We start from the raw sequence: 21,717 nt of genomic DNA, 5'->3' as shown, positions 1-21,717 counted from the left end.
CAACACCGCGGTGGGAACTGCGCAGGGTCCTCTTCCCTCGCCCGCGATTTTTTCGCAAGGTGCGGGGAAACAAGAGGGGTCATACATGTACGAATACGCCATCGCCTGGGAGTGGATAGCCTTTGCCGTGCGCTGGCTGCATGTGATCACGGCGATCGCCTGGATCGGATCATCCTTCTATTTCATCGCCCTCGACCTTGGGCTGGTGAAACGGCCGCACCTGCCGCCCGGCGCCTATGGCGAGGAATGGCAGGTCCACGGCGGCGGCTTCTACCATATCCAGAAATACCTGGTGGCGCCGGCTACCATGCCCGAGCACCTCACCTGGTTCAAATGGGAGAGCTACGCCACCTGGCTTTCCGGCTTCGCCATGCTCTGTCTGGTCTATTACGGCGGCGCCGAGCTGTTCCTGATCGACCGCCAGGTGCTCGACGTCTCCGCAACGACGGCGATCCTGATCTCGCTCGCCTCCCTGGGGGCAGGCTGGATCCTCTACGACCTGCTCTGCAAGTCTCCGCTCGGCAGGAACACCTGGGGCCTGATGATCCTGCTCTATATCCTGCTCGTTGCCATGGCCTGGGGCTACACGCAGGTCTTCACCGGCCGCGCCGCCTTCCTGCATCTGGGGGCCTTTACCGCCACCATCATGTCGGCCAATGTCTTCTTCATCATCATCCCCAACCAGAAGATCGTCGTCGCCGACCTGATCGCCGGGCGCACACCGGACCCGAAATACGGCGTCATCGCCAAGCAGCGCTCGCTGCACAACAACTACCTGACGCTGCCCGTCATCTTCTTCATGCTGTCCAACCACTATCCGCTGGCCTTTGCGACGGCGTTCAACTGGATCATCGCGGCGCTGGTCTTCCTGATGGGCGTCACCATCCGCCACTGGTTCAACACCACCCATGCCAGAAAGGGCCGGCCGACCTGGACCTGGCTTGCCACTGCGATCCTGTTCATCCTGATCATCTGGCTTTCCACCGTGCCCAAGGTGCTGACCGGCGAGACGGCAAACGCCACCCCGGCTCCGGTCTTCCAGAAATTCGCAGCAGACGTGCATTTCCCTGCCGCCCGCGACGTGATCATGAGCCGTTGCAGCATGTGCCATGCCGCCGAACCCGTCTGGGAAGGCCTGCACGCCGCACCGAAAGACGTGGTGCTCGACGATGACGCGGCGATCGCGCGCCACGCCCGCGAAATTTATTTGCAGGCGGCCCGCAGCCATGCCATGCCACCCGGCAACCTCACCGGTGTCACGCCGGAGGAACGGCAACTGCTGACCGCCTGGTACGAGAGCGCGGTCTCGGAAGGAAACACGCGATGACGGCAACGCTGCTACGTGGCCGCCTGCTGGGCTTTGTCCGCAGGCCGGAGAGCATCGACGACAGGGACAGCTACGCTTACGAGGACGACGGCGGCCTGCTGATCGAGAACGGCCGCATCGCCGCCGCTGGCGCCTATGCCGACGTACTGGCAAACGCCCCCTCCGATGTGGACGAGATCGACCATCGACCCTTCCTCATCATGCCGGGCTTCATCGACACCCATGTGCATTTTCCGCAGATGCAGGTGATCGGCGCCTATGCCGCCAACCTGCTGGAATGGCTGAACACCTATACGTTCCCCGAGGAGTGCCGCTTCGTCGAGCCGGAGCATGCGGCACGGATCGCCCGCCACTTCTACGACGAAATGCTGCGTCACGGCACCACCACCGCCGCCGCCTATTGCTCCGTGCACAAGGCTTCCGCCGACGCGTATTTCACCGAGGCGCTGAAGCGCGGCATGTGCATGATCGGCGGCAAGGTGATGATGGACCGCAACGCACCGCAGGGTCTGCTCGACACACCACAGATGGGCTATGACGAGACCCGCGCGGTGATCGCGGAATGGCATGGCAAGGGCCGCAACCACGTCGCCATCACCCCCCGATTCGCCATCACCTCCACCCCGGCGCAGATGGAGATGACGGCGACGCTCGCCCGCGAGTTTCCCGACCTGCACATCCAGACGCACCTGTCGGAGAACCACGAGGAAATCCGCTTCACCGCCGAACTCTATCCGGAAGCAGTCGACTATACCGACGTCTACGCCCGCTACGGCCTGCTTGGGCCGAAAAGCCTGTTCGGCCACTGCATCCATCTTTCGGAGCGCGAGGCGGATGCGATGAGCGAGGCCGGCGCGGTCGCCATTCACTGCCCGACGTCCAACCTCTTCCTGGGCTCCGGCCTGTTCCCGCTGAAGGCGCTGTCTCGCCGAGAGAAGCCGGTGCGGGTCGGCCTTGCCACAGACGTCGGCGGCGGCACCAGCTATTCAATGCTGAAGACGCTCGACGAGACCTACAAGATCCAACAGTTGCTCGGCGAGCGCCTGAACCCGTTCGAGAGCTTCTACCACATGACGCTCGGGAACGCGGAGGCCGTGTCGCTGTCCGACCGGATCGGCACGCTTGCGCCCGGCACCGACGCCGACCTCGTCGTCCTCGACGCCGCCGCCACCCCGGCGATGGCGCTCAGGATGGAAGTCGTCCGTTCGCTCGCCGACGAGCTCTTCCTGCTGCAGACGCTCGGCGACGACCGCGCGGTACGTGAAACCTATGTAGCAGGCAAGGCGATGAAAGCCGCGCTCTAGAAGCGCCTCAACTGCCCCGGTAGGTCGAATAGCCGTAGGGAGAGAGCAGCAGCGGCACGTGATAGTGCGCCGATGCGTCGGCGACCCCGAAACGCAGGGGGATGACGTCGAGGAAGGCCGGATCAGGCAGTTCGGCCGCACTCCGGCGAAGGTAATCGCCGGCATGGAACACGAGTTCATACGTTCCGGCCATGAACCCTACGCCCTCGAGCAGCGGCTGGTCGACGCGCCCGTCGGCGTTTGTCTTGACCGTGCTGATCCATTGCCGCTGGCCGTTCTCCAGCCAGAAAAGCTCGATCGTCAGCCCCTCGGCCGGCTTGCCGAGCGCGGTATCCAGCACATGCGTGGTCAATCTTCCGGGCTTGGTCATGCGCTGGTCTCCGGTCTGTCGATGATGAAGGGCTGATCGTAGAAGAATTCCTCGAGATTGGTGCCGCCGCCGCTGCGGTCGACGACGAGAAAGTCGCTCGTCTCCCCCACCGTCATCAGCGGATGGTGCCAGACGTTGCGGCGATAGTTCACCCCCTGGCGACCGCCTGCGAGGAACACCTGCGGCACGCCGGGCCGTCCTCCCTCGTCCCTTGCGACCACCACCAGCCATGGCCGATCGTCGATCGGCGAGAAGCTCTGGCTGCCGAAGGGATGGCGCTCCATCATGGTGACGGCGTAGGGAAAGGCCCGCGGGCTGCCGCGGAAGATGTTGATAATCACGCAGGCATCGTCCCCTCCAGCCTCGGCTTCGGCAAGCGCATGATAGCGCTCGGTATTGCCGCCATTGATCAGCCGCATGGTCGAGGGATCGGGCTCGATCACCGTGCCGAAGGGCGCGAAGGCCTCCCTGGTCAGCGGACGGACCTTGAGCACGGCAGCCACCTCCCCGGACGTGTCCACCTCAGCCATTTTCGTCTCCCGGCAAAAGCGCGGTCAGCCGCAACAGTGCGATCCGCTCCACCTGCGCCGTCGCAGTCTTGAACTCCTCGTCGCGACTGTTGGCGATACGGCGCTCAAAGGCGGCGAGGATGTCGTCCTTCGTCAGGCCCTTCACGGCGATGATGAAGGGAAAGCCGAATTTTGCGACATAGTCCGCGTTCAGCGCCGTGAAGCGGGCATGCTCCTGCGGGCTCAGCCGGTCGAGCCCCGCCCCTGCCTGCTCCCGGCGGCTGTCCTCGGTCAGTTCGCCCGCAATGGCGAGCTTCCCGGCAAGGTCGGGATGGGCGCGCAGCACGCCCAGTTGCTCCTCGCCGGATGCGGCACGAAATTGCGCGGCCATGGCCGTGTGCACGTCGCGGGCCGTCAAGGGTTCTTGGATCGACCCGTTGTCGAAAGCGCGCTCGGCGACAAAGGGCGAGTGCTCGAAGACCCCGCCGAACCGGTCGACGAATTCCTGCCGCGTCATGGTTCGCCCGCCTTCGGCTTGTGGTGCTCGTGCCAGTGGCGGGCGATGTCGATGCGACGCGGCACCCAGACCTTCTCGTGCGACTGGACATAGTCGACGAAACGGGCAAGTGCGGCTGCGCGCCCGGGCCTGCCGACGAGGCGGCAATGCAGGCCGACGTTCAGCATCTTCGGGCTCCCCTCCCGGCCTTCCTCGTAGAGCACGTCGAAGGCGTCCTTCAGGTAGGTGAAGAACTGGTCGCCGCTGTTGAAGCCCTGCGGCGTGGCGAAGCGCATGTCGTTCGTCTCGAGCGTATAGGGAATGATGAGGAACGGCTCGTCCTTCAGCCCCTTCACCCAGTAGGGCAGGTCGTCGGCATAGCTGTCGGAGGAATAGACGAAGCCGCCCTCCTCCATCACCAGCCGCAGGGTATTCGCCGAAGGCTTGCCCTGGTACATGCCAAGCGGATGCGATCCGGTCAGTTCGGTGTGAAGCCGCACCGCATCGCGGATATGCTGGCGCTCGACCTCTTCGGAGAAATCCTTGTATTCCAGCCAGCGATATCCATGGCTGGCGATCTCCCAACCAGCCTCCTTCATTGCCGCCACGGCTTCCGGATTGCGGGCCATCGCCAGCGTCACGCCGTAGACGGTGACGGGCACGTTGCGGCTGGTAAACAGTCGCCACAGCCGCCAGAACCCGGCACGCGAACCGTACTCGTAAATCGATTCCATGTTGAGGTTGCGCTGCCCCGGCCACGCCTGCGCGCCGACGATCTCCGAAAGCAGGCATTCCGAGGCCGGATCGCCATCGAGGATGCAGCTTTCTCCGCCCTCTTCATAGTTCACCACGAACTGCACGGCGATGCGGGCATCGCCCGGCCAAAGCGGGTTCGGAGGCGTGCGGCCGTAGCCGACAAGATCGCGGGGATAGGTCGTAGTGGTCATGCCATTGATCCTCGGATGTTTGCCGGACGGTAGCATCCGACGCAGGAATGTCGAGAAGGAATCCGGAACAAGATGAGGTGCGGCGCGTTCTCATTTCCGAACAACCAAGGGAGTAGATAGATGATTCCGCAGGACGCAAACATCAGGGAAACCGAAGCCCTCATCGCCAGCGACAAGGTCGAGGGAACGTCCGTCTATGGGGCCGACGGCAAGCACATCGGCGCAATCGAGCGTCTCATCCTCGACAAGCGCAGCGGCCATGTTTCCTATGCCGTACTCAGCTTCGGCGGGTTCCTCGGCATCGGCAGCGACCATTATCCGCTGCCCTGGAGCAAGCTCAGCTACGACGAAAGCCTCGGCGGCTACCGCGTCGATGTGACCAAGGACCAGGTAGAGGCCGCACCGCACTACGACAGCGGCGCCGACTACGAGTGGGACCGCCGCAACGGCAAGCTCATTCATGACTATTACGGCGTTCCGCCGTACTGGATGTAACCGTCCGGATCAGCGTCGCCGCGCAGCCTCCAGATGCGTGGCGACCTCAAATGACGGCGGTAGCCCAAGGCTGCCGCCGTTGATCTGCGTGACGACTGCACGTGCCAGTTCGTGCGCAACCCCGAAGCTGATCTTGAAGCCGCCGGTCAGCAGGCTCACTGCGCCAAAGTCCGGATGCCCCCCGGCCATCGGGTCCCGCCCGATCGCCTTCGGTCGCAAGCCCGCCCAGCGCTCGATCAGCGTGGCGCGGCGAAGAACAGGTGCCAGGGCAAACGCTCTCTCGATCACCCCATCCAGCAAGGCATCGGTCGTTTCAGCGTAGTCAAACCGGTCCTCGCTGGTGCTGCCGACCGCGCAGTATCCCGCCTCATGCGGCACCACATAGATGCCGCTGTCGAAGAGGATCGGCAGCGCCGGGTCGATATCCCCATGGAAGAGTGCCGCCTGCCCCTTCACGGCGACACCGACCGGTCTGCCCTCCACAGGGACGAGGTCGTGCAGGAATTTGAAGCTGCCCACGCCTGCCGATACGATGACATGGCCGAAGGCGATTTCGTCCCCGACACTAGTACGCGCCACACGCGCTACCGGGTCGATCGTGACGACGTCCGCTCCGGGGAAAACACGGACATGGGGACTATCGTCGAGCGCTTTGCCGAGTAGCGCCAGCAACTTGCGCGGCGAGACACGGGCGGCAAGGCGATCGAAGGCAACGCCGCTTTCGGCGATCGCCGCGCCCGGCCATGCGGAAAACGGCGGCACGTCCAGAACATCGAAGGAGAACCTCTTGCCGTCGCAGTTCCATGCGGTCGCCGCGTCGTCCGCATGCCGCAGCGCCCGGTCTCTCTGATGAGCGGCAGCAAGCGGGATCAGCCGGCCGCTGCGACGGTAGCCTGCGGAAAGGCCGGTTTGCGCCTCCAGCGCCGCAATCTCGTCCTCCAGGGAGACGAGCGCCTGAAACTGGAACTGCTTCTTGTCGTTCCACCGATCCGGCAGATGCGGCATCAGCGCCCCGAGCAGGCCGCCGCTGGCGCCCGCACCGATGCCGCTGCGCTCGGCCACGGCGACCGAAAGCCCAGCGCGCGCCGCCATGAGCGCCGCCCACAAGCCCATGATCCCCGCGCCGACCACCAGCACGTCGGGTCGCGATTGACCGATAAGGCTTGCGCGACTATCCACTGACGGCATGGCTGACAATGCTCCTGAAATCGCCCCCGCGGCGACCGGCTCGACTGCCGATCTGGCCCAAGACCTCGCGTTGGATTGGCATGAGGGCGATATGCCCTATTCACAAGCCTATGGCGACCACTTTTATTGCCGCACCGACGGCAGGCTCGAATGCGCGCACGTGTTCCACGAGGGCAACGGCCTGCCGGGGCGCTGGACAGAAGGGCGCGCGTTCACGATTGGCGAACTCGGCTTCGGCACCGGCCTCAATTTCTGCGAGACCTGGCGGCGGTGGCGGGCGGAAGGTACTTCCGGGGAGCTGCGCTTCGTCTCCTTCGAGCGCTTCCCCCTGCCGCGTGCGGCGATCGACCGCGCGCTCTCCCACTGGCCCGAGATCGACGCCGAGCGGCAAGCGTTGTGCAGGCTCTGGCCCGGCGTGCCCGACGGTATCGGCAACATAGACCTCGCCCTTGACCCTGCGACGCGACTGACCGTCGTCTGCGGCCCCGCCTTCGAGCGGCTTTCCGAGTGTAGCCTGTCGTTCGATGCCTGGTATCTCGATGGCTTCGCCCCGTCCAGAAACCCCGACATGTGGTCGGCCGACCTCATGGCGCAGGTCTTCGCGCACACCAGGCAGGGCGGCACCTTCGCCACTTATGCGGCGGCAGGTTTCGTTCGGCGAAACCTCGCCGGCGCCGGATTTTCGGTGGAACGGCGGCCGGGCTTTGCCGGAAAGCGCGAGATGCTGTGCGGCATTCGCTCCTGACAGGGCAACAGATGCAGCAAGAGGCGGCGCAGGCGACGTCAAAAATGCGTTCGCCGGCAGCCCCGCCGGCCGGTACCGACGCACGCCTCGTCAGTGCAGCGTCGAGCGCTTCGCGACTGCATCCTTGTCGCTCTCCAGCCAGCGATGCAGCATTTCCTGCAGCCGGTCGACGCTGATCGGCTTCGTCAGATAATCGTCCATGCCGGCGGCGAGGCAGTTTTCGCGGTCACCGTCGAGGACATGTGCTGTCACCGCCACGATCGGTACGCGCACATCGCCGCCCTCCTCGAGCGCCCTGATCGCCTTTGCTGCCTGATAGCCGTTCATCACCGGCATCGACACGTCCATCAGGATCAGGCGCGGCTTGCGCCGGCGGTAGGTGTCGACGGCCATTGAGCCGTTCGCGACGATCTCGAACGTCACACCCGCCCCTTCGAGCAGATGGCGGAACAGGAGCTGGTTGACGTCGTTGTCTTCCGCCACGAGCACGTCCAGCGTAACCTGCGCAGGGACGGAACCCTGTCCGGGGGATGGCGCCTGAAGGCTGACCACCGTTCCGCTCGCCGGGTGCCGTTCCCTAGTCCTTTGCTGGCGGCGCGATCGGACGACCTCGCAGACCGTGTCACGCAGGATGCCGGCGCGCAGGGGTTTCATCAGATGGGCGTCGGCTTCCAGCGCATCGATGCCCCCGTGTGAGGCCGGTGCGCCGAGCGCCGAAAGCGCGATCAGCGCCGTCTCCGGAAACTCCCGCCGGATCGCCTCGATCAGGCTTGCGCCGGCCTCGGCGCGAATGTTCTTGTCGACGATGATCGCCTCCACCGTCACGCCGATGGCAGCGGTGGCGGAGAGCAGCGCGAGCGCCTCTTCGGCGTTTCCGACCGCCGTAACGTCGAAACCCCAGTCGCTGAGAAGCCGGCGCGCAACCGAGCGGGTCGCCTCGCTTCGATCCGCGACCAGAACCCGCGCGCCGCGAATGTTGAAGGGAACGGCGAGGCTGGACATGGCCGCCTGCTCCACGGAGAACGGAAGGGTCACCGTGAAGACCGAGCCCGCGCCGACGGTGCTTTCAGCCGAAAGCGTGCCGCCGAAGAGGGCCACGAGACCATTGGTGATCGCAAGCCCGAGCCCGGTTCCCTCATGACGGCGGGTTGATGACGAATCGACCTGCGAGAACTTCTCGAAGACGGAGGCGAGCTTGTCCTCGGGGATTCCGACGCCGGTATCCTCGACCCGCAACGTCACGACGACGTCACCACCGGTCGTTTCCTGTGTATCGAGATCGATACGCACATGCCCGTGGTCGGTGAATTTGACGGCGTTGCCGACGAGATTGGTCACGATCTGGCGGAAGCGGCCGGCGTCGCCGAGAACAGCCGAGGGCACGTCGGCCGCGCCGTGCACGACGAGTTCGATGTCCTTCTCCGCAGCCTTCGCCGCAAGCAGGGTCGCAACGTCCTCGACGGCTTCCACCGGATTGAACGGCGCCTTGCGCAGTCCCATCTGGCCCGCATCGATCTTGGAGAAGTCGAGGATGTCGTTGATGATGGTCAGGAGTGAATTGCCCGACTTCACCATGATGTCGATGAATGCCTTCTGGCGCGTATCGAGGTCCGACTTCGCAAGCAACTCGGCCATGCCGAGGACGCCGTTCATCGGCGTGCGGATCTCGTGGCTCATGTTCGCCAGGAATTCCGACTTCGCCCTGTCGGCAGTTTCGGCTCGGACCACGAGGCGGCGCAGTTCGTCCTCGCGCTCCTTCAGCGCGGTAATGTCCGAAAACACGATGACGATGCGGCCGTGTTCCGTCGGGCGCGCTTCGAGCTGAAGCCACATGCCGCGATCGTTTTTCAGCGTGATGGAGGATTGCTGTCCTCCCAGCAGAACATCCAGGAATTCGGCCGCATCCACCCGTTTTTCGCCGGCAAAGCCGAATATTCCACGCCGTGTGCCTTCCGCCACCAGCGCTTCCACCGAGGCGCCCGGCTGCATGAGGTGTGCCGGGATATGCACCATGGAAAACAGCGCCTCGCTGGCAAGCTCGACGCGACCCTTGTCGATGATCAGCAGGCCCTGGCTCATGGCCGACATCGCATCCCGGACGAGACGCCCGACATCTTCCAGGGCGCTGCGTGTTTCCAGCACCTCGCGCTCGCGCTCGCGCCGCTCCGTGATGTCGATATAGGTCAGCAGGCAGCGCGCGCCGGATATGGGCTGGCCGGATTCGATCAGCGTCCGGCCGTTGGCGTAGCTGACCTCCCGTGTCGGAAAGCTGCCATCCCGTACGCGTGCCAGCCAGGCCCCATGGTCGGCATCGCAGTAAAGTTCCTGCGCCTCGACGATCTCGCCCTGCCCGCGCTTGAACTGCAGCAGTTCGCCGAGCGGCCGGCCGCGAAGCGGCGGCAGCCTGTTGTCCCAGAGCGCTTCGAAAGCGCCGTTCACCAGCTCGATGCGAGATTCTTCGTCCACGACGACGATCCCCACATGCAGGGCCGCCACGACGCTCTCCAGATCCGACTTGATGGCTTCGGCCTGCTGCCGCGCTTCGATCAACTGCTTCTCGCGCCGCTTGAGCAGTGACGTATCGGTGAGCGAGCCGATGAGGTATTTGCGATTGTCCGCCGAGATCACGCGGTAGCTGCGCGTAATCGTCGGGATGACCTCACCTCCGGCGTGGAAATATTCCGTTTCCGCTTCCGTAAGCTCCCCGCTGTCGAGCACCCGCTGGTTGCGCGCGAAGAACATCTCTCCCTGAGAGGGAAAGCTCTCGCGCGGCGTCTTGCCGACGACGTCTGCCGACGTCGTCCCGGTCAGCTCCAGAAACGCCTTGTTGGCGAAAAGCATCCGCTGGTTTTCATCCCGCACGTAGGTCGCAACAGGCAGCTCCTCCAGCAACGCCCGGTAGAGGCTGATCTCCTGAGCCTGCTGGCGCAGCCGCCCCTCGTTCTCCTTGGAGACGGTGACGTCGGAACGCAGCGCCACCAGCGTGCCGTCCGGCCGCCGCTGCGTCACAAGCCGCATCCAGCCGCCGGCGATCGTCCGGCTGACCCGTTCGAACAGCGGCAGTTCGTATTCCGCGAGCCGTTCGCTGATCCAGGCCCGCTTGCTGTCCGGATCCGCGTCGGGCGTCTCAACGTCATGGATGGCTTCGAGCACGCCCTCGAGGGTGATGTCCGCGTTCGGCACATCGCCCAGCAACGCCAGGTAGAACGCGCGCATCACCTGGTTTGCGTGTTTCAGCCGGCCGGAGCGCGCATAGACCGCGACACCCGTCCCGATCGCGTCCAGAAGGTGCTCTGCCGAAGCTGGATCGTCACTGGCAATGAGGCTCGCCGAACCGGACGGCGGCCCCGGCTCCCCTGTCTCCGCCGCTCCTCCCGCAAACGCGATGCCCGCGCCCTGCGCCAGCACGTCGATGCTGTTGGCGAGCGAGGTCATCGCCGGCACGAAGGCACCGACAAGAATGGAAAGCTCCGGCGAAAGCTTCTGCCGCCGCATCGATATCAGGAACGACGATCCGCTCGGCGCATGATCGTACCGCGCCGTCTCGTCGCTGCCGAACACCAGACAGCGCCGCTCGTGCTCGTTCCTGTCCTCGTGTCCGTCCACTTCGCCGAGCTCGTCGCCCCGCCGGCCGATGAAAGCGTCCTCCGGCATGCCGAACAGCTCGCAGAAGGCCGCGTTGACGGCGAGATAGCGCATCTCGCTGCCTTTGATGTAGGCAGGCGACTTCTGCGCCCGGATCAGGTCGCATGCAGCAAAGAGCAGATCGTCACGGACTTCAGGCACGCCGGCGTTTCCCGCATGTGGACGGATGAGAAAATCCCAGTTCCGCGATTAGCACGCAGGTTTTGAACAGATGGTTAAGAAAATATTGCCCTACGCCGCTTGGTTGCATCGCTACAGCCATTAATTGTCGTTCTCGCGGACAAATCGGTGCAACATGCAGCGTGTCGCAAATGGCCCGTCATCTGTGGCTGGCCTGTGGCAGGATCACCTGACGATAACGCCAATCGGGACGGATCATGGGTAACGTCGTAGACTTCGACCTGCACGCGGCCAACCAGGCGGGAGAAGGCCCCGTCGAGCGCAGAAGACGGCCCGGCGGACGCGCCGCCGAAAGGCAGAGGGCAGCGCCGAAGGGATCCCGGTACCTCAACCTCGTCAATCCGCTGGCAAGGTCGGCGGCCCTCTCCGAGGACGCGCTGGAGGCGGTCCATCAGGCATCCCTGACGATCCTCGAAGAAATCGGCATGGACATCATTCTGCCGGAGGCGCGCGAGCGGATGAAGGCGGCCGGCGCCGACGTGTCGCCGGGGACCGATCGCGTGCGCTTCGACCGCGGCCTGATCATGGAGATGGTGGCATCCGCACCTTCAAGCTTCACGATGCACGCGCGCAATCCGGCGCGCAACGTCGATATCGGCGGCAACAACCTCGTCTTCGCCCAGGTCGCCTCGGCGCCCTTCGTCGCGGACCGCGAGGGCGGACGCCGCGCCGGCAACCAGGAAGACTTCCGCAAGCTCGTGAAGCTGGCCCAGTCCTACGACATCATCCACACCACCGGCGGCTATCCGGTGGAGCCGGTGGACCTGCACGCCTCCGTGCGCCATCTCGACTGCCTGTCGGACATGGTGAAGCTCACCGACAAGGTGTTCCACGTCTATTCCCTGGGCAAGCAGCGCAATATCGACGGCATCGAGATCGCGCGAATCGGCCGCGGAATCTCGATGGAGCAGATGGAGCGCGAGCCTTCGCTCTTCACCATCATCAACACCTCCTCGCCGCTCAGGCTCGACGGGCCGATGCTGCAAGGGATCATCGAGATGTCCTCGCGCAATCAGGTCGTGGTGGTGACGCCCTTCACGCTGGCAGGCGCAATGGCCCCGGTGACGATCGCAGGCGCCGTCGTCCAGCAGAACGCGGAAGCGCTTTGCGGTATTGCCTTCACCCAGATGGTGCGCAAGGGCGCACCCGTGATCTATGGCGGCTTCACGTCCAACGTCGACATGAAGACCGGAGCACCCGCCTTCGGCACGCCGGAATACATGAAGGCGGTGATCGCCGGGGGGCAACTGGCGCGCAGGTACAACATTCCCTACCGCACCTCCAACACCAACGCCTCCAACACGCTGGACGCGCAGGCGGCCTATGAATCGGCCTTCTCGCTTTGGGCCCTGACGCAAGCGGGCGGCAACTTCGTCATGCATGCCGCCGGATGGAGCGAAGGCGGCCTGACAGCCTCCTTCGAAAAATTCATCCTCGACGTGGACATGCTGCAGATGGTGGCGGAGTTCCTGACACCGCTCGATGCGAGCGCCGACGCGCTCGGCCTCGACGCGGTGCGCGACGTCGGCCCCGGCGGCCACTTCTTCGGCACGCCGCACACGCTCGCACGCTACGACACGGCCTTCTATTCTCCGATTCTTTCCGACTGGAGGAACTTCGAGACCTGGTCCGAAGCCGGCCGACCGACCACCTACGACCATGCCAATCGCGTCTTCAAGGAGAAGCTGAACGCCTACGAGCGCCCGCCCATAGATCCGGCGATCGAGGACGAACTCGACGCCTTCGTCGCAAGGCGCAAGCAGGAAGGCGGCGTTCCGACCGACTTCTGACGACCGCGCTCACTTCGCCGCCGGAGCTGATCCTTCCGGAAAGATGATCGTCATCACAGGGAAAGCCGGCTTCTCGCCGGGGCCAAGCGGTCCGGGCACCTTGTTTTCGACAGGCGGCAGCGACTTCAGGAACTTCGCGATTGCCCCGACGTCCTCCGCCGTCAATTTGGCGAGGGCGTGCCAGGGCATGATCGGCGCCAGTATCCGCCCGTCGGGCCGCTCGCCAGTCTGCAGCGCCTTGACGATCTGCTCTTCCGACCAGTCTCCGAGACCGGTCTTGTCCGGCGTGAGGTTGGGACCGACGAAAGTCCCCTGCGGCATCTGGAAGCCCACGTCCGATCCGGAAAGATAGGTCTCCGGCGTCGTCTTTCCGAAGAAGTATCCCGGAGAATGGCAGTCGTTGCAGCCGCCGAACTGGACGAGATAACGCCCTCTTTCGACCGGCGTCTCAGCCCGCGCGGGAGCGCTCGACGAGAAGACGGGACAGAGGACAAGCACGGACAGGGCAACGGCTCGATGCGCTTGCATGGTCAGCCTCCTTTGACGGTGGCGCACTATACCAATCGAGCAAACAGGCCGGCAATTCGGGCAAAGGGGGTACTGCGGCGCCGAACCGGTGCTGGTGACCGCGTTGCAGGGATGGGAGCAGCCTCTGCGGCCGCTCCCAGACCGGCTGCCCTATTCGAACATGATGGAGCGCACCGAGGAGACAAGTTTCTCGGTCGGCAGGTTGGTGAAATCCTTGTCGATCTCAGCCGTCGTCCGCTCGCGCGCCTTCGAGCCGAGCATCGTCCGCAGATCGCCAAGCGTCTGCGGCGCCGCACACACGATCAGACGGTCGAACGCGCCGGCGTCGGCATAGCCCTCCAGCTTCTCCGCCACCTCGGCGGTGAACCGCTGCTGCTCGTCGCGGACGGGATCGCTGGTATATTCCATCGCTGAGCGGCCGGGACCATGGGAGGAGAAGCTGCGGCCCGGCCGGTCGCTCATGATGTCCTGTGCCTTCTTCGGATCGCTGCGGAAAATCTCCTGCTCGGGGCTTTTCTGGTCGTCCTTGAGGAAATTGACCCCCTTCAGCAGGCGGGCCTGATTACCGTCGGCGGCGAGTATCCATGTGGTCGTCATTCGTGCTCACTCCTTTCGCGGTGACCGGCTGCGGCAGCCATTGCCACAGCCTTTTCCAAAAACAGAAATGGTACATCCCAAAGGTGCAACGCGAGGCAAGGTGTCGGGTTCCCGGCCTATTGCAGTGCGAGGGTCGTGCCGCACCCGCGAAAACTCGTGCTTGACTTTCCAGCCTAAAAGCACGACATGGGGCCTGCGTCTCCTTTCGGCCGCCGCGTGAGCGAGCCCTGCGAACATTTTGATTGGATCGCGGAAGAAGGACGAGCGCAAGCGAAATCGTTGCCGCCACAGGGCGGAAGACTGCGCCAGACGCCTCCATCAACCCACAAGTTCCCAATTCACGCGGGGTTCTTGACGCCAGACGTTTCCGGACCGGCATGGTGCCTGTCCGGCTGACGCGTTTGGCGCCCCGAAAGGCTATTGACTTGACGACTTTTAACGAACTCGGGCTGTCCAAGAATGTTCTATCAGCCCTTGAAGTACTCGGCTTTGACAAGCCCACTCCCATTCAGGAAAAGGCGATCCCGCTGGTCCTCGCCGGCAACGACCTCATCGGCCTCGCCCAGACCGGCACCGGCAAGACGGCTGCCTTCGGCCTGCCGATGATCGAGCGACTGCTCGCCGAGGCCCGCCGTCCCGACCCGCGCAACATCCGCGCACTCGTGCTCGCCCCCACCCGCGAACTCGTCAACCAGATCGCCGACAACCTGCGCGACTTCGTCAAGAAGACGCCGCTGCGCGTCGTCACCGTCGTCGGCGGCGCTTCCATCAACAAGCAGCAGCAGATGCTGGAGCGCGGCACCGACATCCTCGTCGCCACCCCCGGTCGCCTGCTCGATCTCGTTGCCCGCAAGGCCGTGACGCTGACACAGGGCCGCTATCTCGTGCTCGACGAAGCCGACCAGATGCTCGACCTCGGCTTCATCCACGACCTGCGCAAGATCTCCAAGCTGGTGCCGAAGAACCGCCAGACGCTGCTCTTCTCCGCGACCATGCCGAAGCTGATCGCAGAACTTGCCGGCGAGTATCTGACCAACCCGCTAAAGGTCGAGGTGACACCGCCCGGCAAGGCCGCCGACAAGGTGGAGCAGTACGTGCACTTCGTTCCCGGCAAGGACCAGAAGACGCAGATCCTGCGGCAGTCGCTGAGCGACAATCCGGACGGCCTGTCGCTGATCTTCTCGCGCACCAAGCATGGCGCCGAGAAGCTGATGAAGCACCTCGATCACATCGGCTTCAAGGCCGCCTCGATCCATGGCAACAAGAGCCAGGGCCAGCGCGAGCGGGCACTGAAGGCGTTCCGCGAAGGTGAGATCCGCGTGCTGGTTGCGACCGACGTCGCCGCCCGCGGCATCGACATCCCCGGCGTCACCCACGTCTACAACTACGACCTGCCGGAAGTGCCGGACGCCTATGTCCACCGCATCGGCCGCACCGCCCGCAACGGTCGAGACGGCATCGCGATCGCGTTCTGCGCGCCCGACGACATCCGCCTCCTGCGCGACATCGAGAAGCTGATGGGTATTTCGATCGCGGTTGCCAGCGGTGAAGCCCCGGCCGATCTCGCCGGTGCCGGCGGCAAGTCGAAGAAGGGCCGGGGCGGCAGGGGCCAGCGCGGTCCCCAGCAGCGCCCTGCCCGTCCGCAGGGCCTTGGCGCCCGCGGCGCGCAGCAGGACAGGTCAGAGGGCCAGATCGTCGATCGCGGCTTCTCCGACCGTCCGCAGAAGCGCCAGGAACGGCGTACAGACGCTTCCGCTCAGGACGGCACGGCCGCCAACCGCCACGCACCGGGTCGCCCCGATCAGAAGCAGGGCGAAGGCCGCAACCGCAATCATGCCGGTGGTCGTCCCGCCCGCAACAACGGCGGCCGCAACGGTCAGCAGCGTCGCCAGGGCAATCAGCGTCGCGAGCAGGCCTGAGGCCAAGCGAACGCTTTGAAAGAATACCGTGAGAAATGGCGGGCGCCTGCCCGCCATTTCCTTTTCGGGAAGAGGCTATTCGGCCGGGGCGGCGCGCGGGACCTTGCGGTTTGCCAGATAAACCCCCGCCACCACGATGACCGTGCCGGCGATCATCGGCAGCGTCAGTTCTTCGCCAAAGGCGATCGCCGCCTCGATCGCCGCCAGCGGCGGCACGAGGTAGATCAGCGAGGCCGCCCGCGACACCTGGCCGCGACGGATCAGGTAAAGCAGCAGAAGAATGGCGCCCATCGAGATCCCCAGCACCGACCACGCCAGAAGCGCGACGAACCCCCAGGAAAACTCGAACTCCAGCGGCTCCAGCAGCCAGGCCTGCGGCAGCGTGACCACCAGCGCGCCCAAATACTGAAGGGTGGCGATGGCACGGATGTCGCCGCTGTGCAGATGCCGTTTCTGGTAGATCGTGCCATAGGTGACCGAGGCCATGCCGAGCACGTTCACCAGGATCGCAAAGGCCGGTATTCCCGCATGCCCCACATCCGTGAACTTCGGCAGTACGGCGATGGCAACGCCGGCAAAGCCGAGCAGCAGCCCGATCTTCTGAAGCCGCGACAGCCGCTCGCCGACGAAATAGGGTGCCGCAAGTGCCGTCATCAGCGGTTGCAGCGCGGCAATGATGCCCGAAAGCGCGGCAGGAACGCCCTGCCCCACGGCCCACCAGACAGCCGCGAGATAGAAGCCGTGCAGAAACGTGCCCGAGACAACGGCATGGGCGACAGTGGCTGCGTCCTTCGGCCAGCGAACGCCGGAAATCCGGCACAGCACGGCAAAAAGCACCGCGGCAGTGGCGTAGCGAATGCTCAGGAACGTCAAAGGATCGGAATAGATGCCGCCATACTTCGCGGCGACCCATCCGGTCGACCAGAGCAGCACGAAGAGGGCCGGAGCCAGGCGATCGAGCAACTTTCACACTCCGACGGGCGGTATCGTGCGCGAGCGTTAGGGCCGCGCTCCGTGATCGTCAAAGCAATAATGCTGATGGTTAGGTTCAATGCCGCACAACCATCAGGGCCGCCCGTGCTTTGCGCAAATGCCGATTAAACGGGCAGCAGCCTTCGGCAGGCGCGCGATCCGTCCCGCCGTGTTGGCCTGACGTAGCGCAAGGCCACCCCCTCTCTGCCCTTTATTCGCGCTTCCTGGAAATTTGCTTTTCGATTGAGCACGGTTCTTGCATTGCCTCATGCGTTGTACTCAAATGGCAAAAAATGGGGAACACGCCTTTGGCATTTGATGAAATGATGAATGCGGGCTTATCCCCGCGCCAGCCGTACCAAGACTATCATGAATGGTATGCAAGCCAGGATCGGGCCCGCCTGATCGCAAAATCGAGGGACGCCGAGAATATCTTCCGCAAGACCGGCATCACCTTCGCCGTATACGGCCACGCGGACAGCTCCGAGAAACTCATTCCCTTCGACATCATCCCCCGCATCATCTCCGGTCGCGAATGGCGCAAGCTGGCCCAGGGCATCGAGCAGCGGGTGATCGCGCTGAACGCCTTCCTCGACGACATCTACCACAAGCAGGAGATCATCCGCGCCGGTCGCATCCCCCGCGAACTGATCGAGAAGAACGAGACCTTCCTGCCGCAGATGATCGGTTTCAAGCCGCCGGGTGGGGTCTATACCCACATCGTCGGCACCGACATCGTGCGCACCGGCGAAGACGAGTTCTACGTGCTGGAGGACAACGCCCGCACGCCGTCCGGCGTCAGCTACATGCTGGAAAACCGCGAAACGATGATGCAGATGTTTCCGGAGCTGTTCCAGCAGAACAAGGTTCGCCCGGTGCAGAACTATCCGAACCTCTTGCGCCAGAGTCTGGCCTCGCTCGCCCCGCCCGGATGCACCGGCAAGCCGCGCGTCGCGGTGCTGACGCCGGGCATCTACAACTCGGCCTTCTACGAACATGCGTTCCTCGCAGACCAGATGGGCGTGGAACTGGTGGAAGGATCCGACCTGCGCGTCATCGACGGCAAGGTGAAAATGCGCACCACCCGCGGCTACGAGGCGATCGACGTACTCTACCGCCGCGTCGACGACGACTTCCTCGACCCCCTCACCTTCCGCCACGATTCCGCGCTCGGCGTGCCTGGCATCATGGACGTCTACCGCGCCGGCAACATCACCATCGCCAACGCGCCTGGCACGGGCATTTCCGACGACAAGGCGATCTATTCCTACATGCCAGAAATCGTGGAATTCTACACCGGCCGCAAGCCGATGCTGGAAAACGTGCCGACCTGGCGCTGTTCGGAGGCGGACAGCCTGAAGTACGTGCTGGAGCATCTCGAAGAGCTTGTCGTCAAGGAGGTCCACGGCTCCGGCGGCTACGGCATGCTGGTCGGACCGACTGCGACCCGGAGGGAGCGCGCCCTGTTCGCCGACAAGCTGAAGACCAAGCCGGGCAACTACATAGCCCAGCCGACGCTGTCGCTCTCCACCGTGCCGATCCTCGTAAACAAGGGCGTGGCGCCGCGCCACGTCGACCTCCGCCCCTACGTGCTCGTTTCCGACAAGGTGCAGATCATTCCCGGCGGCCTGACGCGCGTGGCGCTGAAGGCCGGGTCGCTGGTGGTGAATTCCAGCCAGGGCGGCGGCACCAAGGACACCTGGGTTCTGGAGGACTGAGCGCCATGCTGGGCAGAACCGCAAACGGACTTTACTGGATGTTCCGCTACATCGAGCGGGCAGAAAACACAGCCCGCCTCATCGATGCCGGCCTGCGCATGTCGCTGACCCGCAGCGATTCCGGCGACGACGACTGGGACGGCGTGCTGCAGAGCGCAGGCGTGCGCGAGGACTACGACAAGGTGCATCCGAGCCTTTCGGGCCTCGACGCCGTGGACTACCTGCTGCGCGACAAGGCCAATGCCTCGAGCGTGATGTCATGCGTCGAGGCGGCGCGCAACAACGCGCGCATGGTACGCACCGCGCTGACCCGCGAGACCTGGGAAGCCGTCAACGAATGCTGGATCGAGCTGAAGCAGGTGCTGGCCCGCAAGGCGCGCTCCACGGACCTGCCCGAGATCATCGACACGATCAAGCGCCGGGCCGGCCTGATCCGCGGCGCCTTCCATGGGACCATGCTGCGCGACGACATCTACAACTTCGCCCGCATCGGCACCTTCATCGAACGCGCCGACAACACCGCGCGCATCCTCGACGTCAAATACTACGTGCTGCTGCCGGCGATATCGCAGGTCGGCTCCTCGCTCGACAACATGCAGTGGGAATCGATCCTGCGCTCGGTTTCCGCCCACCGCTCCTACGGCTGGGTGTATGACGGCGAGTACCGGCCGGCCAATATCGCCGACTTCCTCATCCTTAATCCGCGCATGCCGCGCTCGCTGGCTTTCAGCTACGACAAGATCGTCAGCAATCTCGGTTTTCTCGCCCAGCAGTATGGCGAGACGCACGCCGCCCACGAGACCGCCTCCGCGACGCTGACGCTTCTGCAGAACCGCTCGATGGATGACATCATGGACCAGGGCCTGCACGAATTCATCGAGGAGTTCATCGTCCAGAACAACCGGCTGGGACAGGAGATCTCGGACGGCTACCGCTTCTACCAGTAGCCTTGCCGGCAGGGGAAATCGATGCGCCTGAAGATCAACCACACCTCCGTCTACACCTATGACGAACCGGTACAGTACTCCCTGCAGCGCCTGCGGCTGACGCCGAAGACGCAGCCCGGCCAGACCGTGCTCGACTGGCGCACCACCGTCCATGGCGCCCATGTCGAAGTGGGTTACGCTGACCATTTCGGCAACCATGTCGATCTCGTCAGCATGAACGCGGACCAGACGACCATTCGCATCGTTGCGGAGGGCGAGGTGGAAACGGAAGACCGCTCGGGCGTCTTCGGCCCGCATCAGGGCTTCGTGCCGCTCTGGCTCTACCTGCGCGACACGCCCCTGACCAAGGCCGGCCGGCTTGTCCGCGAACTGGCGCGCACGGCAGAGGGCGAGACCGAACTCGCCCGCATGCACGCCCTGATGGCAACGCTCCACAAGGCGGTCGACTACAAGGCCGGCGAGACCGCGGCCGACACGACCGCCGAGCGCGCCCTGGAAAAGGGCAGCGGCGTCTGCCAGGATCACACCCACATCATGATCTCCGCCGCCCGCGTGCTTGGACTGCCGGCACGCTACGTCTCCGGCTACCTGCTGATGGACGGCCATGTGGAGCAGGCGGCAAGCCATGCCTGGGCGGACGTCCACATCCAGGGGCTCGGCTGGGTCGGCTTCGACGCGGCCAATAACATCTGCCCCGACGACAGATACGTCCGCCTGGCGACCGGCCTGTGCTACCGCGACGCCGCCCCCGTTTCCGGCCTCGTGCTCGGCCGCTCGGCCGAGACGATGAGCGTATCGATCAGGGTGGAAGCGTCAGGGCAGAGCCAGTCGCAAAGCCAGAGCTGAGGGAGGAAGTGGATCCGTCTGGTCCCTGATCGCGGGCCATCATTGGATCCACGGCGCAACGGTCAACGTCAGCAATGGTGCACGAGGCCAGGCTCATCCGCGATGCACTTTGCTTTCGAAGCCAACAGCTCCCGTCAGAAAGTTTGAACGTCGCCCTTCAGCCCTGACGGGCTTTCCGGTTGGCGTAGCGGCGGTCGCGCTCGGCCTTGCGGGCTGCTTCGTCCTCGAGGACGCGCGCAATGCGATTCTTGTCAGCCAACTCGCGCGCGTCGGTTTCAGCTTTTGCAGCCGCTGCGTCGGCGGCATCGCGCTCCGCCGTCTCCGCTTCGATGCGATTTTGTTCATCGAGCTTTAGCTGCTCGCGTTCGGCGCGGCGCGCTTCGCGGGCTTCGGCGATTGCAAGGCGTTCCGCCTGCTTGGCCTCACGGGTCGGCTCGGCAGCCTCCTTGGCGGCGCGATAGGCTCGCAGGAGTGCCGCCTTTGCGTCAGCAGCAGTGCTGCGACGGTCGGAAAGTTCGCTATTTCTGATGTTTCTCAAATCTCTACTCCAGTTGAGATGTCATGCCGACCGAGGTCAGGGCTTTCTGACGCGTTTCGATATGGGGCTGGGTGCCGGCTTCATGCTGTCCTGCAATTCCTTGGCAAGACGGGCCTCGCGCAGCCTCAGGGTCTTTTCGTCGCGGGCTACGACGATCGCGTCGAGTTCTTCAAAGGCGCGCTCGCGAGCGAAGAATTGCGACTGTATCTTGCCGAAGGCAGCCTCTGCCTGTTGACGCGGCTTACTGTAGTTCTCGGTCATGGTCGACCTCTCTGCGGTGCTCGCCACGCGAGCGGAAATAAAAAAGGCCAGGCAAAAAATGCCTGACCTCGCTTGGTCTCATGCTCTCGACAGTGCCAGTACATCCGTGGTCAAGGGAAAGCAGATCCCAAATCAGGCAGCCTGGAGATTGCAGGCCGACATCTTGCCCGACTTGTTGTCGCGCTCAAGGTCGTAGCCAATCTTCTGGCCTTCGACGATTTCGCGCATTCCGGCGCGCTCGACGGCAGAGATGTGAACAAAGGCGTCAGGGCCGCCGTTGTCGGGCTGAATGAAGCCAAAGCCTTTTGTGGAATTGAACCATTTAACGGTGCCAGTGGTCATGATGAACCCTTTCATAGCAATATTGACGACCGCCACGCGAAAGCGTTGCGGAT

The 21,717-nt window shown here is 64.2% G+C and carries 21 protein-coding genes; 9 read left to right on the top strand and 12 right to left on the bottom strand.

Annotated features, from left to right (window positions below):
• Window positions 1-85 precede the first annotated feature (85 nt).
• Together puuD and guaD are read left to right on the top strand one after the other, a co-directional pair.
• Complete coding sequence (puuD, locus tag CRO48_RS15635; protein WP_097140788.1) at window positions 86-1,327, top strand: urate hydroxylase PuuD; 1,242 nt, start codon at window positions 86-88, stop codon at window positions 1,325-1,327.
• A complete protein-coding gene (gene guaD / locus CRO48_RS15630) occupies window positions 1,324-2,631 on the top strand; it encodes a guanine deaminase (protein ID WP_097140787.1) in 1,308 nt (435 codons plus the stop codon). The genes puuD and guaD overlap by 4 nt, the downstream gene beginning before the upstream one ends.
• Window positions 2,632-2,638: 7 nt before the next feature.
• Here guaD and uraH read toward each other — a convergent pair whose 3' ends face one another.
• The 4 genes from uraH to puuE are packed head-to-tail and all read right to left on the bottom strand — an operon-like array spanning window position 2,639 to window position 4,953.
• On the bottom strand, window positions 2,639-3,001 hold the full coding sequence (uraH, locus tag CRO48_RS15625; RefSeq protein WP_097140786.1) for a hydroxyisourate hydrolase: 363 nt from the start codon (window positions 2,999-3,001) through the stop codon (window positions 2,639-2,641).
• Entirely contained in the window at window positions 2,998-3,531 is a 534-nt protein-coding gene (locus CRO48_RS15620; protein ID WP_407071931.1) for an ureidoglycolate lyase, read from the bottom strand. The genes uraH and CRO48_RS15620 overlap by 4 nt, the downstream gene beginning before the upstream one ends.
• Window positions 3,524-4,027 carry a 2-oxo-4-hydroxy-4-carboxy-5-ureidoimidazoline decarboxylase gene (gene uraD, locus CRO48_RS15615; protein WP_097140785.1) on the bottom strand — a complete coding sequence of 168 codons (504 nt, stop codon included), beginning with the start codon at window positions 4,025-4,027 and terminating at the stop codon, window positions 3,524-3,526. Before uraD ends, CRO48_RS15620 begins: the two co-directional genes overlap by 8 nt.
• The gene (puuE, locus tag CRO48_RS15610) at window positions 4,024-4,953 is read right to left on the bottom strand and encodes an allantoinase PuuE (protein WP_097140784.1); all 930 of its coding nucleotides are present in this window, start codon (window positions 4,951-4,953) and stop codon (window positions 4,024-4,026) included. Before puuE ends, uraD begins: the two co-directional genes overlap by 4 nt.
• A gap of 120 nt (window positions 4,954-5,073) precedes the next feature.
• Here puuE and CRO48_RS15605 point away from each other — a divergent pair, with 120 nt between their 5' ends.
• A complete protein-coding gene (locus CRO48_RS15605; RefSeq protein WP_097140783.1) occupies window positions 5,074-5,448 on the top strand; it encodes a PRC-barrel domain-containing protein in 375 nt (124 codons plus the stop codon).
• A gap of 9 nt (window positions 5,449-5,457) precedes the next feature.
• Here the strand turns inward: CRO48_RS15605 and CRO48_RS15600 are convergent, their stop codons facing one another.
• Window positions 5,458-6,636, bottom strand: a complete 1,179-nt coding sequence (locus CRO48_RS15600; protein WP_097140782.1) for an NAD(P)/FAD-dependent oxidoreductase — start codon at window positions 6,634-6,636, stop codon at window positions 5,458-5,460.
• A 91-nt stretch (window positions 6,637-6,727) separates the two neighbouring features.
• On the opposite strand from CRO48_RS15600, the gene mnmD reads away from it, so the two are divergent.
• Window positions 6,728-7,381 (top strand): tRNA (5-methylaminomethyl-2-thiouridine)(34)-methyltransferase MnmD, encoded by a 654-nt coding sequence (gene mnmD / locus CRO48_RS15595; RefSeq protein WP_245423537.1) that lies wholly within the window; start codon window positions 6,728-6,730, stop codon window positions 7,379-7,381.
• 90 nt (window positions 7,382-7,471) lie between these two features.
• Here mnmD and CRO48_RS15590 read toward each other — a convergent pair whose 3' ends face one another.
• Window positions 7,472-11,167 carry a PAS-domain containing protein gene (locus tag CRO48_RS15590; RefSeq protein ID WP_097140780.1) on the bottom strand — a complete coding sequence of 1,232 codons (3,696 nt, stop codon included), beginning with the start codon at window positions 11,165-11,167 and terminating at the stop codon, window positions 7,472-7,474.
• 236 nt (window positions 11,168-11,403) lie between these two features.
• Between CRO48_RS15590 and CRO48_RS15585 the strand changes: the two genes are divergently transcribed.
• On the top strand, window positions 11,404-12,996 hold the full coding sequence (locus tag CRO48_RS15585) for a trimethylamine methyltransferase family protein (protein WP_097140779.1): 1,593 nt from the start codon (window positions 11,404-11,406) through the stop codon (window positions 12,994-12,996).
• A 9-nt stretch (window positions 12,997-13,005) separates the two neighbouring features.
• On the opposite strand, the gene CRO48_RS15580 is transcribed toward CRO48_RS15585, so the two are convergent.
• Both CRO48_RS15580 and CRO48_RS15575 read right to left on the bottom strand, forming a co-directional pair.
• Window positions 13,006-13,524: a cytochrome C gene (locus CRO48_RS15580; protein WP_097140778.1), complete on the bottom strand. Its 519-nt coding sequence runs from the start codon at window positions 13,522-13,524 to the stop codon at window positions 13,006-13,008.
• Window positions 13,525-13,674: 150 nt separating this feature from the next.
• Window positions 13,675-14,121: a host attachment protein gene (locus tag CRO48_RS15575; RefSeq protein ID WP_097140777.1), complete on the bottom strand. Its 447-nt coding sequence runs from the start codon at window positions 14,119-14,121 to the stop codon at window positions 13,675-13,677.
• Window positions 14,122-14,546: 425 nt separating this feature from the next.
• Between CRO48_RS15575 and CRO48_RS15570 the strand changes: the two genes are divergently transcribed.
• A complete protein-coding gene (locus CRO48_RS15570; RefSeq protein WP_097140776.1) occupies window positions 14,547-16,040 on the top strand; it encodes a DEAD/DEAH box helicase in 1,494 nt (497 codons plus the stop codon).
• 75 nt (window positions 16,041-16,115) lie between these two features.
• Here the strand turns inward: CRO48_RS15570 and CRO48_RS15565 are convergent, their stop codons facing one another.
• On the bottom strand, window positions 16,116-17,003 hold the full coding sequence (locus CRO48_RS15565) for a DMT family transporter (protein WP_097140775.1): 888 nt from the start codon (window positions 17,001-17,003) through the stop codon (window positions 16,116-16,118).
• Between the two features lie 332 nt (window positions 17,004-17,335).
• Between CRO48_RS15565 and CRO48_RS15560 the strand changes: the two genes are divergently transcribed.
• From CRO48_RS15560 to CRO48_RS15550, 3 genes are read left to right on the top strand one after another with little or no spacing between them, the layout of a single operon-like run.
• Window positions 17,336-18,730, top strand: a complete 1,395-nt coding sequence (locus CRO48_RS15560; protein WP_176526781.1) for a circularly permuted type 2 ATP-grasp protein — start codon at window positions 17,336-17,338, stop codon at window positions 18,728-18,730.
• A 5-nt stretch (window positions 18,731-18,735) separates the two neighbouring features.
• Complete coding sequence (locus tag CRO48_RS15555) at window positions 18,736-19,677, top strand: alpha-E domain-containing protein (protein WP_097140773.1); 942 nt, start codon at window positions 18,736-18,738, stop codon at window positions 19,675-19,677.
• A gap of 21 nt (window positions 19,678-19,698) precedes the next feature.
• Window positions 19,699-20,523 carry a transglutaminase family protein gene (locus CRO48_RS15550; RefSeq protein ID WP_097140772.1) on the top strand — a complete coding sequence of 275 codons (825 nt, stop codon included), beginning with the start codon at window positions 19,699-19,701 and terminating at the stop codon, window positions 20,521-20,523.
• Between the two features lie 157 nt (window positions 20,524-20,680).
• Here the strand turns inward: CRO48_RS15550 and CRO48_RS15545 are convergent, their stop codons facing one another.
• The 3 genes from CRO48_RS15545 to CRO48_RS15535 all read right to left on the bottom strand — a co-directional run bounded on the left by CRO48_RS15545 (window position 20,681) and on the right by CRO48_RS15535 (window position 21,664).
• Complete coding sequence (locus tag CRO48_RS15545; protein ID WP_097140771.1) at window positions 20,681-21,061, bottom strand: DUF6481 family protein; 381 nt, start codon at window positions 21,059-21,061, stop codon at window positions 20,681-20,683.
• 36 nt (window positions 21,062-21,097) lie between these two features.
• Window positions 21,098-21,322: a hypothetical protein gene (locus tag CRO48_RS15540; protein ID WP_097140770.1), complete on the bottom strand. Its 225-nt coding sequence runs from the start codon at window positions 21,320-21,322 to the stop codon at window positions 21,098-21,100.
• A gap of 132 nt (window positions 21,323-21,454) precedes the next feature.
• The gene (locus CRO48_RS15535) at window positions 21,455-21,664 is read right to left on the bottom strand and encodes a cold-shock protein (protein WP_097140769.1); all 210 of its coding nucleotides are present in this window, start codon (window positions 21,662-21,664) and stop codon (window positions 21,455-21,457) included.
• Window positions 21,665-21,717 lie beyond the last annotated feature (53 nt).

The sequence above is a fragment of the Rhizobium subbaraonis genome (assembly GCF_900220975.1).
GTDB classification, from domain to species: Bacteria; Pseudomonadota; Alphaproteobacteria; order Rhizobiales; family Rhizobiaceae; genus Mycoplana; species Mycoplana subbaraonis.
This window is presented reverse-complemented; position numbering and strand designations above follow the sequence as displayed.